Annotated in this window: 11 protein-coding genes; 6 read left to right on the top strand and 5 right to left on the bottom strand. The window is 70.1% G+C overall.

Features of this window, described 5'->3' with window-relative positions; all coding sequences use genetic code 11:
- Positions 1 to 18 precede the first annotated feature (18 nt).
- Positions 19 to 1,080, top strand: coding sequence for a hypothetical protein (locus AC0T5L_RS02750; protein WP_476163736.1), 1,062 nt, complete (start codon positions 19 to 21; stop codon positions 1,078 to 1,080).
- Between the two features lie 9 nt (positions 1,081 to 1,089).
- On the opposite strand, the gene AC0T5L_RS02745 is transcribed toward AC0T5L_RS02750, so the two are convergent.
- On the bottom strand, positions 1,090 to 1,698 hold the full coding sequence (locus AC0T5L_RS02745) for a CGNR zinc finger domain-containing protein (RefSeq protein WP_476163735.1): 609 nt from the start codon (positions 1,696 to 1,698) through the stop codon (positions 1,090 to 1,092).
- A 73-nt stretch (positions 1,699 to 1,771) separates the two neighbouring features.
- Here AC0T5L_RS02745 and AC0T5L_RS02740 point away from each other — a divergent pair, with 73 nt between their 5' ends.
- Positions 1,772 to 2,221 (top strand): VOC family protein, encoded by a 450-nt coding sequence (locus tag AC0T5L_RS02740; protein ID WP_476163734.1) that lies wholly within the window; start codon positions 1,772 to 1,774, stop codon positions 2,219 to 2,221.
- A gap of 45 nt (positions 2,222 to 2,266) precedes the next feature.
- Here the strand turns inward: AC0T5L_RS02740 and AC0T5L_RS02735 are convergent, their stop codons facing one another.
- Entirely contained in the window at positions 2,267 to 3,271 is a 1,005-nt protein-coding gene (locus AC0T5L_RS02735) for a glycerophosphodiester phosphodiesterase family protein (RefSeq protein WP_476163733.1), read from the bottom strand.
- Positions 3,272 to 3,365: 94 nt separating this feature from the next.
- Positions 3,366 to 4,490, bottom strand: coding sequence for a phosphoserine transaminase (gene serC / locus AC0T5L_RS02730; RefSeq protein WP_476163732.1), 1,125 nt, complete (start codon positions 4,488 to 4,490; stop codon positions 3,366 to 3,368).
- A 183-nt stretch (positions 4,491 to 4,673) separates the two neighbouring features.
- Here serC and pdxH point away from each other — a divergent pair, with 183 nt between their 5' ends.
- The 3 genes from pdxH (at position 4,674) to AC0T5L_RS02715 (ending at position 8,815) form a co-directional block, all read left to right on the top strand.
- Positions 4,674 to 5,327 (top strand): pyridoxamine 5'-phosphate oxidase, encoded by a 654-nt coding sequence (gene pdxH / locus AC0T5L_RS02725; RefSeq protein WP_476163731.1) that lies wholly within the window; start codon positions 4,674 to 4,676, stop codon positions 5,325 to 5,327.
- 345 nt (positions 5,328 to 5,672) lie between these two features.
- Complete coding sequence (locus tag AC0T5L_RS02720; protein WP_476163730.1) at positions 5,673 to 6,374, top strand: iron-dependent transcriptional repressor DtxR; 702 nt, start codon at positions 5,673 to 5,675, stop codon at positions 6,372 to 6,374.
- A gap of 152 nt (positions 6,375 to 6,526) precedes the next feature.
- Positions 6,527 to 8,815, top strand: coding sequence for a SpoIIE family protein phosphatase (locus AC0T5L_RS02715; protein WP_476163729.1), 2,289 nt, complete (start codon positions 6,527 to 6,529; stop codon positions 8,813 to 8,815).
- Between the two features lie 116 nt (positions 8,816 to 8,931).
- On the opposite strand, the gene AC0T5L_RS02710 is transcribed toward AC0T5L_RS02715, so the two are convergent.
- The gene (locus tag AC0T5L_RS02710; RefSeq protein WP_476163728.1) at positions 8,932 to 9,099 is read right to left on the bottom strand and encodes a hypothetical protein; all 168 of its coding nucleotides are present in this window, start codon (positions 9,097 to 9,099) and stop codon (positions 8,932 to 8,934) included.
- 37 nt (positions 9,100 to 9,136) lie between these two features.
- Positions 9,137 to 10,279 carry an acyl-CoA dehydrogenase family protein gene (locus tag AC0T5L_RS02705; protein ID WP_476163727.1) on the bottom strand — a complete coding sequence of 381 codons (1,143 nt, stop codon included), beginning with the start codon at positions 10,277 to 10,279 and terminating at the stop codon, positions 9,137 to 9,139.
- A 238-nt stretch (positions 10,280 to 10,517) separates the two neighbouring features.
- Between AC0T5L_RS02705 and AC0T5L_RS02700 the strand changes: the two genes are divergently transcribed.
- A complete protein-coding gene (locus AC0T5L_RS02700; RefSeq protein ID WP_476163726.1) occupies positions 10,518 to 12,548 on the top strand; it encodes an MDR family MFS transporter in 2,031 nt (676 codons plus the stop codon).
- Positions 12,549 to 12,690: the final 142 nt, after the last annotated feature.

Here is a 12,690-nt window from a genome sequence, read left to right as displayed (position 1 = left end):
CCTGGCAGGATGTCGGTCATGAGAACTCCGCTCGTTCTTGCCGCGGCCGCGCTCTGCGCGGTGCTTCCGGCCGCCCCGGCCCCGGCCTTCCCGAAGGAGCCGAGCGCCTCCGACACGGACGGTGCCGACTACCCCCGTGGAGGGCGGGGCCCCGAGGGCTCGGAGATCGCGTTCGAGTTCCAGGATCCCCGGATCTCCGAGTCCAGCGGGATCGCGCCCTCTCTGCGCCATGAGGGCGTGTGGTGGACGCACAACGACAGCGGCGACCACCCCAGCGAGGTGTACGCGATCGACGGGGAGGGGCGCACGCTCGCCACCATCACCCTCGGACTGGAACGGCGCGACTGGGAGGCGGTCTCCGTCGTGGAGGGCCCCGACGGGACGCCGTCGGTCTTCGTGGGCGACATCGGCGACAACTTCGGCGGCAGCTGGCCCAGCTTGCGGGTGTACCGGTTCGCCGAGCCCGAGGTGCTCACCGACTCGTTGATCGACCCCGCGACGTTCACCCTCACCTACGAGGACGGCGGACGCGACGCGGAGTCGATGATGATCGACCCCCGCGACGGGCGGCTGTACGTGGTCTCCAAGGAGTTCTCCGGCGGGCTGTACGCGGCGCCCGAGACCCTGGGCACCGAGGCCGAGAACGTGCTGGAGCGGATCGACTCGGCGCCGCTGTTCGCCACCGACGCCGCGTTCAGCCCGGACGGTACCCGCTACGCGATCCGCACCTACTGGGGCGCCACGGTCTACGACTCCACGGACGGCGTGCCCGGACCCGCGCTCGGCTCCTTCGACCTGCCCGAGTCCGACCAGGGAGAGTCCCTCGCCTTCACCCCCGACGGGACCGCGATCATGGCCGGGAGCGAAGGGCTGAACGCGTCGGTCTGGAGGGTCCCGCTGGAGGACGTGTACCTGGCCGAGGAGACGGTGGAGGAGGTCGCGGAGGAGGAGCCGTCCGCCGAGGAGGAGGGCGGCACGGCCGGGCCGGAAGCCAGGAAAGCGCTGCCGTTCATCGTGGGCGGGGCCGCGGTGGCCGCGTTGGTCATCACCGGGATCGTCGTACTGGCCCGCCGGGGCTGAGGCGCCCCGTCACGACGGCTCCCCGGACTCCCTGCGGGCGCGCAGTGCCCGGACCTTGGCGCGGTTGCCGCAGCGGCCCATGGAGCACCAGCGGCGGCGCCCGGGGCGTGAGGTGTCCACGAAGACCAGCCGGCAGTCGTGCGAGCCGCACTCGCGGACACGCTCGGCGAAGGGGCCGGTGAACAGCTCGACCGCGTCGCGGGCGATGGCGGACAGCACCGCGGTGGCGTTGGCGGGCAGCGCCCAGGTGCGCTCACGCCCCGTGCCCATCTCCGGTGCCAGCGGTGGCCGGGCGGCGGCCCGGTTGACCTCGGCGACGTCATCCGGGGGCAGGGGGCCGTCGCCGACGTGTGCCAGGACCGTGCGCCAGAGCGCGTCGCGCAGGCCCCTGGCGGCGGTGAGCTCCGCCTCGGTCACGGTGACCAGCTCCGGGTCCAGACGCAGGCGGCACAGCGCGAGCCAGCCGACGAGGTCGCGGGGCTCGTGGAGGCTCTCGTGGACCGCGTACGCGCCGGGGCCTCCCGTGACGAGCAGTTCCAGGCACAGCGCCCCGGGGTCGAAGACGTAGGGGGATCCGTGCCGCGGGGTCATGGGCAGGCCGGTTGTGTTCCACGTCATGTAACCATTATAACTGGAATCACCTGCGGGGCCGTGTCCGGCGGATCCCGCGCGAACAGTGGGGAGGCCAGCGATGGCCGTGGAATGGCAGCTCGTCGTGGACTGCGCCGAACCGATCTCCCTCGCCCGCTTCTGGGCCGCGGCGCTGGAGTACGAGCCTGAGGACAACAGCGCGCTCATCGAGCGCGTCGTCGCCGCCGGGCTGGCGGGGAAGGACGACTACACGGAGGTGGACGGGCGCAAGGCGTGGATCGGGGCCGCCGCCATCCGCCACCCCGACGACCCCGTGGACGGCCCCAGCGGTGCCGGCATGGGGCGGCGCGTGCTCTTCAAGGCCGTGCCCGAGCCCAAGAGCGTGAAGAACCGCCTGCACATCGACCTGCGCGCGGGCCCCGAGCACCGTGACAGGACCGTCGAACGGCTGGAGGGGCTGGGTGCCTCCGTCGTCGCGACCGTGGAGGAGCCCGGGTCCTCGCACGTCACCATGCGCGACCCCGAGGGCAACGAGTTCGACGTGCAGTAGGGCACGGACACGGGACCCCGCGTCCGTGCCCCGTGCCGTCGGCCGTTACTCCACGGGCTGCGGGTCCAGGAAGTGCTCGCGCACCAGGAAGGCGTGCCGGGAGAAGTCGGTGAACACGCCGTCCACCCCGGCCTCGAAGAACGCCTCGTACTCGGAGGCGAAGGCGCCGTAGTCGCCCGGCTCGCCGTCCGAGCGCAGCCCCACGGGCAGGAAGTGGTTCTCGCTGCGGAAGGTGTACGGGTGCACCAGGAGCCCGGCCTCGTGCGCGTTCTCCACCAGGCCGGTGGGCTCGCCCAGCGATCCGTTCTCGTCGGTGGGGACGACCAGGCTCTTGGCCGGGCCGATCGCGTGCGCGAAGGAGGCCACCTCCGCCAGGCCGTCCGGGGTGGTGTAGTGCAGCCAGCGCTCCTCGGTGCCCATCAGGTACACCAGCGGCAGCTCCGTCCCGGCCAGCTTGCGCAGGCTCTCGGCCTCGAAGGACTGTAGGAACACCGGCACCCGCGGCTCGGGGCCGGCCAGCCCGGCCTCCCGCAGGGCCGCGGTCAGCACCGGCTCCAGCTCCAGGCCCTGCGCCGCGTGGTAGGCGGGGTGCTTGGTCTCGGGGTAGATCCCGACCGGGCGGCCCAGCTCCTCGGTGAGCGCCAGCGCCAGATCGATGACCTCCTCCAGGGTCGGGATCCCGTAGGACCCGTCCATCATGGCGTTCATCTCGCGCACGTCCCGTAGACGCTCCACCGCGTGCAGGGACCGGATCTCCTCCAGGGTGAAGTCCTGGGCGAAGAACCCGGTCACCTCGCGTCCGTCGATGGTCCGGGTGGTGCGCCGGTCGGCGAACTCGGGGCGCTCGGCCACGTCCGTGGTCCCGCCGATCTCCTGTTCGTGGCGGCAGACCAGCCTTCCGTCCCGGGTCGCGACCAGGTCCATCTCGATGAAGTCGCCGCCGTGCCTGGCCCCCAGCTCGTAGGAGGCCAGGGTGTGCTCGGGCCGGTGCCCCGACGCACCGCGGTGCGAAATGATCTTGATGGGGGGTTCCTTCTTGTTCCTGCGCACAGCCGAACCGTCCTGGTAAGCGAGAAGCCGAGAAAAGTGGTGGCCGACCCGGGGATACGGGTCGGCCACCATTGTGCAACGTGGTGCGAACGGCTCAGGACAGCTTGGTGAGCACGTGGTCCACGCACTCGGTGAGCGCCCGCACGTCCTCCGGCTCGACCGCCGGGAACATGGCCACGCGCAGCTGGTTGCGGCCCAGCTTGCGGTAGGGCTCGGTGTCGACCACGCCGTTGGCGCGCAGCACCCTGGCCACGGCGGCGGCGTCCACGTCGTCGCTGAGGTCGATGGTGCCGACCACCTGGGAGCGCTTGGCCGGGTCGGTGACGAACGGCGTCGCGACCGGGGACTTCTCCGCCCACCCGTAGAGGATCGAGGAGGACTCGGCGGTGCGCGCCACCGTCCACTCCAGGCCGCCCTGGCCGTTCATCCACTCCAGCTGCTCGGCGAGCAGCAGCAGCGTGGCCACGGCCGGGGTGTTGTAGGTCTGGTCCTTGCGGGAGTTGGCCACCGCGGTGGCCAACGAGAGGAACTCCGGGACGTACCGGCCGCTGGCGGCGATCTCCTCCACGCGGGCCAGGGCCCTGGGCGACATGACGGCCAGCCACAGGCCGCCGTCGGAGGCGAAGCTCTTCTGCGGCGCGAAGTAGTAGACGTCGGTCTCGGTGATGTCGACGGGCAGGCCGCCCGCGCCGCTGGTGGCGTCCACGATGACGAGCGCGTCGTCGTCGGCGCCCGACACCCGCCTGATGGGCGCGGCCACACCGGTGGACGTCTCGTTGTGGGTGAGGGCGTACACGTCCACACCGGCTTCGGCGACGGCCTCGCCGTGGCTGCCGGGATCGGTGCTGATGACGGTGGGCTCCTCCAGCCACGGGGCGCCCTTGGCGACCTTCGCGAACTTGCTGGAGAACTCACCGAAGGCCAGGTGCTGGGACTTGCTGCGCAGCAGGCCGTGCGCGGCGATGTCCCAGAAGGCGGTGGTTCCGCCGTTGCCGAGGACCACCTCGTACCCTTCGGGCAGGGAGAAGAGGTCGCTCACACCGACGCGCACCCGGGAGACCAGGGACTTGACCGGCTTCTGTCGGTGGGAGGTACCCATGTAGTGGGAACCGGAGGAAGCCAGCGCGTCGAGTTGCGCGGGGCGGACTTTGGACGGGCCACTGCCGAAACGGCCGTCGGAGGGCAACAGGTTCGCGGGGATCTGAATCTCGTCGGTCACGGTCCCCAGGGTAGTGGTGGCGGTGTCGACGCCGCCGGTCAGGCCTGGAATTAGTCACGTGAAAGGGTGTGAAGTCCAGGGCGCTTCGTCACAGTTCCTCCTCCCGCGCACCCCGGGCATGTGTGGCGCACACGGAAGGGTTCGGGTGGCGTGAGGAACATCCGGCACGAGAGGATGTCCCGTGTGGACCACCGAGACCCCGCCGAACTGCGGAAACCGTACATGGGTGACCCCTTGAGACGTTCCTCCCTCGCTGAACACCCCATGGCACAGTTCCATCTGTGGTTCGAGGAGGCCTACGGCTCCGGACTGGCCGAGCCCAACGCCATGGTGCTGGCCTCCGTGGAGCCCTCGGGCATGCCCCGCGCCCGCACCGTGCTGATGAAGGGCTACGACAGTACCGGCCTGCGATTCTTCACCAACTACACCTCGCGCAAGGGGCAGGCCCTGGAGGCCGACCCCCGGGCCAGCGTCGTCTTTCCCTGGCACGCGATCCGGCGGCAGGTTCTGGTGGCGGGGCGCGCGGAGCGCCTCAGCGACGAGGAGAACGACCGCTACTTCGCCTCGCGCCCGCGCGGCTCGCAACTGGGGGCCTGGGCCAGCGAGCGCCAGTCGCAGCCGGTGGCCGACCGCGCTGACCTCGACCGGCTCTACCGGGAGTTCGATACGGTGTGGACTGCCGAGGAGGAGATCCCTCGGCCCGCCTACTGGGGCGGGTTCCGACTGGTGCCCAGCGAGGTGGAGTTCTGGCAGGGTGGCGCTGACCGCATGCATGACCGGTTCCGCTACCTTCGGGGCGAAGACGGCACCTGGGGGATCGACCGCCTCGCGCCCTGATCCGGGGGCGCTGGAGTGGTCCTCACCCGGCTTTCTCGGGCGGATTCCCTGTTGGAACGCGGAGTGCACGGCTCTGCCCCGGAAGGGTCCGGGCAGGTCGGGGACCAATGCCTCTTGCGTGAGGGGAAGAACGTGGCCGCATCGTGAGGCATTACGGAGCAGTACGGAAATGCGGGCTCTCCGAGCCGCGATATGCTTGTCGTATCGGTGGTCGCTCCCGCGGTCTTGCGGACGCCCCGGTCCCCACTCGGCCCCTGGGAATCACGTCGCCCCGGCCTGTGTTGAGAGAGACCCGCCGTGCCCGTCGTGACCGCGCGCCGGGCACAGAGCCTTGGGAGGGGAGACTTGACCGCACACGGGCTGATCGACACCACGGAGATGTACCTCCGTACGGTCTTCGAGCTCGAAGAGGAAGGGATCGTCCCGCTTCGTGCCCGTATCGCCGAACGCCTGCACCAGAGCGGTCCCACGGTGAGCCAGACCGTGGCCCGCATGGAACGCGACGGCCTGCTGCGGGTCGAGAACGACAGGCACCTCGTCATGACCGCCGAGGGACGGCGCCTGGCCACCCACGTCATGCGCAAGCACCGGCTCGCCGAGCGCCTGCTCGTCGATGTCATCGGCCTTCCCTGGGAGGACGTGCACATCGAGGCCTGCCGCTGGGAGCACGTCATCTCCGAGGCGGTGGAGGAGCGGCTGGTGACACTGCTCAACGCGCCCTCGGTGTGCCCGCACGGCAACCCGATCCCGGGCCTGGACGAGCTGGGCCTGGAGGACTACGCTCCCGAGCCCTTCACCGACGACTCCATCGTTCCGATGATCGACGTCGCGGGCAACAGCGAGACCACCGCCACGGTGCGTCGCATCAGTGAACAGATCCAGTCAGACGCCGACATCATGCTCACCTTGCGCGAATCCGGGGTACAACCGGGGCAGGAAGTGGTGTTGCGCGCCTCTGACGACGGGGTACGCGTGATCGACGAGGAATCCGGGGGGACCGAACTCTCGGCGCTCGTCGCCGGGCACATCTTCGTCGCCAAGCCGTGAACCATACGGACACGTTGATTGGTTGCTCATCAGGATTGTCACATTGCGCTGCGGGAACGTTGACGGTGTTGCTACGCTCGCCCCAAGGTGCGGTCGTTCGGGGTACCCGGAGCGGGCATGTGTGCAGCTCATGACGGCGAGGTGGCGGCTAGATGACACGGTGGGGTGAGCCCTTCCGGGAGAGCGACGCGCTCGCGACGGCCGCAGTGGTGGACCAGGCGCAGATCGCCATCGTCGTCATCGACCGTTTCAGCCTGCTGCGCTACTGGAACCCGTTCGCGCGCGAACTCTTCGGCTTCGTGGACGGCCGCGACTACGTCGGACTCTCCCTGCTCGACATCGGTGTCCACGAGTCGGACCGCGAGCATGCCTCCCAGCTGGCCCGCCGGGTCCTGCGCGGCGAGCCGTGGGAGGGTACCTTCGCCGTGCTCAAGGGCGACTCCACGTGGATCCACGTGCGTGCCCAGGCCGTACCCATGCGCGGTGAGTCCGGCGAGGTGGACGGCATCACCCTCATCGCCCGAGAGGCACTGCGCAGCGGCCGGGTGGAGGAGCAGTACGGCCTGCTGGAGCGGATCGGCAGCCACCTGGCGAGTTCGCTGGAGTTCGACTCCACGGTCAGGGGCGTGGCCGGTATCCTCGTCCCCCAGTTCGCCGACCACTGCTTCATCGACCTCTACGACCACGACCACCTGATCAGACAGGTGTCGATGCACGCCGAGGGGTGGACGCCCCCGGCACGAACGTGGTTCGAGGTCGGAGACGAGGTCCGCTACCCCGAACGCCACTTCGTCACCCAGGCACTGCGCCGGCTGGAGACGGTGGTCAGCAGCGAGTACCTGCTGGAAAGCTCGCCCAGCACCCGGTCCGACCACGTCTCCCGCCAGGTCGGCGTCACCTCCGCCATCGCCGCACCGCTGCGGGCCCGCGGCGAGGTGCTCGGGGTGCTCACCCTGGCCCTCTCCGGCCTCTCCCCGCGACAGAAGAACACCTATGGCGGGTTCGACCGCGACCTCGTCGGCGCCGTCGCCTCCCGGGTGGCCCTGGCCATCGACAACGCCCGCCTGTTCGAGGAGGAGCGCAGCACCGCGCTCGCCTTCCAACGCAGTCTGCTGCCCAGCAACCTGCCCTCCCTGGACGGGTTGACCGTCGCCCACCGCTACCTGCCCGCCGGGCCGCTCCAGGCGCACGGGCACGGTGTCCAGACCCAGGTGGGCGGCGACTTCTACGACGCCATTCCGCTCTCGGCCGGGCGCGTCGGCCTGGTCATCGGCGACGTCGAGGGCCGGGGCCCACACGCCGCCGCCGTCATGGGCCAGCTGCGCGCCGCGCTGCGCGCCTTCGCCCAGGCCGACCGCGAGCCCGCCGACATCCTGCGCGAACTCGACGAATGGGTCCGCCAGCTCGGTCAGGAGGACGAGGAGGACGGCGGCACCTGGATCCCCAGCGTCAGCTGCCTGTATATGGTCTACGACGCCTGGTCGCGCGAGCTGTCCTACGCCAACGCCGGGCACGCCCCGCCGCTGTTGGTCACCTCCGAGTCGGTGGAGAAGCTCGACCTGGAGGTCACCGACCGCATGCTGGGCGTGCGCGCCAAGGGCGGATCGGGCGAGGACGTGGTCTACCACCAGGCCGACCTGCGCCTGCCCACCGGCGCCACCCTGGTGCTCTATACCGACGGCCTCATGGACCGGCGGCCGGTGGGCGGCAGAGCCGACCCCGAGCGAGCGCTGGAATGGTTGGCCGAGCGGGTGTCCGAGGTCGCTGACAAGGACGTGGACCAGATCGCCGAGGCGGCCGTACACAGCGTTCCCGGCGAGCTGGACGACGACACCGCGCTGCTGGTCGTGCGTACCCACTCCGAGGCCCTCGCGCTGCGCGAGGGCTGGTTCCGTTCGGAGGCCTCCACCGTGGGCGAGGCACGCCATCTGGCGGCCAGCACCTTCGACGAGTGGGGGATGGACCGCGACCAGGCCGAGTTGGCCTGTCTGCTGGTCTCGGAGATCGTCACCAACGTCGTCATCCACGCCACCCCGCACCCGGTGCATCGCGAGTTCACCGGTGCCGGAGTGATGGACTCGGAGCTCGCGCCCGGCGCCGGGGGGATGGCCGACGAGTTCGACGAGGACTGGACGGACCTGCTGGAGGCCGTGTCGGAGGAGGACGGGCCCGCCGAGAACGCCGAGGACAAGGAGTTCCTGCTCCGGTTGCGGCGCGGGGCGTCCGCGGTGTGGGTGGAGGTCTTCGACAACGACCTGCGGCTGCCCCGGATCCGCAGCGCGGCCGCCGACGACGAGGGCGGACGGGGCCTGTACCTGGTCGAGCAGCTGGCCAGCCGGTGGGGGTCGCGCCCGACCCCGGACGGCAAGGCGGTCTGGTTCGAGATGCCCATGCACTCCGACGACGAGGCCGGGGAAGCCGAGAAGGACGACGGGGAGTAACCCCTCAGCCCCCGTGAGGGCGCTCGACAGCGATGATCTTGCCCCCGGTGGCATTCTCGACCGCCGACAGTGCCACTGGAGGCAAGATCATCCGGTGAAGGTCCTTGGGCGCAGCGCTAGCGCCAGGACCAGGCCCACAGCAGCAGGCACACGAAGACGAAGAAGACCACGATCCCGCCGGTCGTCCACGGGATGTGGACCTTGGGTCGGAGCTTGCGCACGCCGATCACGAGCAGCACGGCCAGCAGGCCCATGACGATGAGGCCGTCCCACGCACCGCTCATGACAGCTCCGACCCTTCCAGAACAGGGGATCTCGCGGTCACAGTCCCAGGCCGCGCCCCACGATCTCCTTCATGATCTCGGTGGTGCCGCCGTAGATCGTCTGGATGCGGGTGTCCTGCCAGGCCCGTGCCACGGGGTATTCCATCATGTACCCGTACCCGCCGTGAAGCTGGAGGCAACGGTCCACCACCTTGTTGCACAGTTCGGTGGTCCACCACTTGGCCATGGCGGCGTCCTCCACGGTGAGCTCACCGCGGTTGAGCAGGCCGATGCCCCGGTCCACGTACGTTCGGGCGATGTCCACCTCAGTGGCCAACTCGGCCAGGACAAAACGGGTGTTCTGGAAGCGCCCAATCGTACGGCCGAAGGCGGTGCGCTCTCGGCAGTACTCGATGGTGTGCTGGAGCACGGACTCGGCGGAGGCCACCGCGCAGGTGGCGATGGACAGCCGTTCCTGCGGCAGGTTGTCCATCAGGTGGACGAACCCGCCGCCCTCCTGACCGATGAGGTTGGCCGTCGGAACGCGCACGTCGTCGAAGAACAACTCGGCGGTGTCCTGCGCCTTCATCCCGATCTTGTCGAGGTTGCGGCCACGTTCGAAGCCGGGGGCGCCGCGCTCCACCGCGATCAGGGAGAAGCCCTGCGCGCCCGCCTCGGGGTCGGTCTGGGCGACCACGATCACCAGGTCGGCGTTGACGCCGTTGGTGATGAAGGTCTTGGACCCGTTGATGACGTACTCGTCGCCGTCGCGCACAGCCGAGGTGGTGATGCCCTGGAGGTCGCTGCCCGCACCGGGCTCGGTCATGGCGATGGCCGTGATCAGCTCGCCGCCGGCGAACCCCGGCAGCCAGCGCTTCTTCTGCTCGTCGTCGGTCAGGCCGACCATGTACGGGGCCATGATGTCGTTCTGGAGGGTGATGCCGAGGCCGCTGGCGTGGGCGCGGCAGATCTCCTCGTTGACGACGGTGTTGTAGCGGTAGTCGTTCATCCCGGTGCCGCCGTACTCCTCGGGCACGCCGTGGCCGAGCAGCCCCACCTCGCCCGCCTTGGCCCACACCCCGCGGGGGACGATCCCGTCCTCCTCCCACCGCGCGTGGAAGGGCACGACCTCGCGCTTGAGGAACTCGGCCACCGATTCGCGGAAGAGGTCGTGGTCGGTGTCGAAGAGTTCCCGCTTCATGCTCTGCTCCGGGGTGTCGTGGATCACTGGATGCGGCCACAGTAACCGAATCGCATTCGGTTTTGAAGGGGGCGCTCCAAGCCGGGGCAAAGTTCCCGTGCCCGTGGGGCCCGCCCGGCGGTTCCCCACGGGTGCCGTCGCGGTGGCTTCCTAGGGTGGCGGGTGGTGGCGTCGGGACCGGAGCCGGCAGATCGTGGCCGGAGGGTTCGCGGGCCGGTCCGCTCCGGGAGGGAGGACGATGGTTCAGCACGAGTCCGAGCGCCGGGAGCGCCGGGAGCACCAAGGCAGCAGGATCGCGGTCATCATGGCCGCGCTCATGCTCACCGTGTTGCTGGCGGCCCTGGACCAGACGATCGTGTCCACCGCGCTGCCGACGATCGTGTCCGACCTCGGCGGTCTCAACCACCTGTCGTGGGTGATCACCGCCTACCTGCTCGCGGTAACCGCCGTCACGCCGCTGTGGGGCAAGCTCGGCGACCAGTTCGGCCGCAAACCGCTCTTCCTGGCCTGTATCGCCGTCTTCGTGGCCGGCTCGGCTCTGTGCGGGACCGCCCAGGACATGCTCCAGCTCATTCTCTTCCGAGGTCTTCAGGGCATCGGCGGCGGAGGGCTCATGGTGCTCGCCTCCGCCATCATCGGCGACGTGGTCTCGCCCAGGGAACGCGGCAAGTACCAGGGGCTGTTCGGTGCGGTGTTCGGGATCTCCAGCGTGGCCGGTCCGCTGCTCGGCGGACTGTTCGTCGACCACCTGTCCTGGCGGTGGGTGTTCTACGTCAACCTGCCGCTGGGGATCCTGGCCTTCGCGACGGTGTTCGCGGTACTGCCGCGCCGCCAGCCGACCGGCCGACAGAGCATCGACTACTTCGGGATCGTGCTGCTGGCCGCCACCGCGATCTGCCTGACCCTGGTCGCCTCGTGGGGCGGCAGCATCTACCCGTGGTCGTCGCCCCAGGTCAGCGGGCTGATGGTCGCGGCCGCGGTGCTCGGCACGGGCTGGTGGCTGTCCGCGAGACGGGCGCCGGACCCGGTCATGCCGCTGAGCCTGTTCCGGGATCCGACCATCGTGGTGGCCATGGCGATCGGTCTCTGCGTGGGCTTCGCGATGATGGGGTCGATGGCGTTCCTGCCGCTGTTCCTCCAGATCGTGCACGGCATGTCGCCCACGGCCTCGGGGCTGCATCTGCTGCCGATGGTGCTGGGCCTGTTCCTGACCTCGATCACCAGCGGACGCCTGGTCACCCGGACCGGCCACTACAAGATCTACCCGGTGGCGGGGATGGCGGTGACCTCCCTCGGCCTGTTCCTGCTCTCCCGCATGGGGCCGCAGAGCTCCCAGACGGAGATGGGGCTGTACTTCTTCGTCCTCGGCGTGGGCCTGGGCCTGGTGATGCAGGTGGTGGTCGTGGTGGTGCAGAACGCCGCCAGCTACGCCAACCTGGGGGTGGCCACATCGTCGGCGACGTTCTTCCGGTCCATCGGCGGATCGTTCGGCACGGCTGTGTTCGGAGCGATCTTCGCCGGACAGCTGAGCGCCAACCTGGCCGCGCGGGCCGGACGGATCCAGCTGCCGCCCGGCGTGGACCCGTCCGCGCTGGAGAGGGATCCGCGCAGCCTGGACCAGCTGCCACCGGAGGCGCAGGCGTCGTTTCTCCAGGCCTACGCGGACGCCGTGGACACCGTGTTCCTGTGGGCGGTGCCGGTCGCCCTGTCCGGGTTCGTGCTGGCGCTGTTCCTGCGGCAGGTCCCGCTGCGTACCACCATCGACTCCCCGGACCTGGACGAGTCCATCCCGCCGGTGGCCGCGGGGAGCCGCAGCGCCATCGCGCACGTGGAGAAGGAGGTGTTCCGGGCCTGCGGCCAGGAGGGCGCCGACGAGATGTACGGGCGCCTGCGCGAGGCGGCGGGCCTGGAGGTCTCGCCCCGCGCGTGCTGGGTGCTCAGCCATCTGGGCGTGACCGGGCCGCTGACGTGTGCTGAGCTGGTGGAGATGTCCGGGTTGTCCGAGGATTACTGGGAGCCGGTGCACCAGGAGCTTCTCGAAGCGGACTACCTCACCGGCGAGGGGGAGCCCTGGACGCTGAACCGACGCGGTGCGTACGCCGCACGGACGGTGTTCGAGGCCCAGCGCACCGCGCTGCGCTCGCTGTTGGCCGACTACGGGCCCGAGGAGCACCCCGAGGTGGTGGCCGCCCTGGAACGGATCACCACCCAGATCCTGGGCGACGAGGGCGACGCCGCGCGGCTGGAGGGCGGGCCCCACCGCACGTGAGGGCAGGCCGAGGGGAGGGGAGCGAGGTCCCCCTTCCCAGCCTTTCTACTCAGGTTCGCACTCCGCGCCACGCGCCGCCACGGGGGCCTTCGGCCTGTGGACGACCGGCGCACCCGTGTTCTCCCGGGGGCGGGGTCTTGCC

It is taken from the genome of Nocardiopsis sp. TRM 82005, assembly GCF_056312425.1.
Note: the sequence above shows the minus strand (reverse complement) of the source record. Positions and strands in the feature narration are given on the sequence as shown.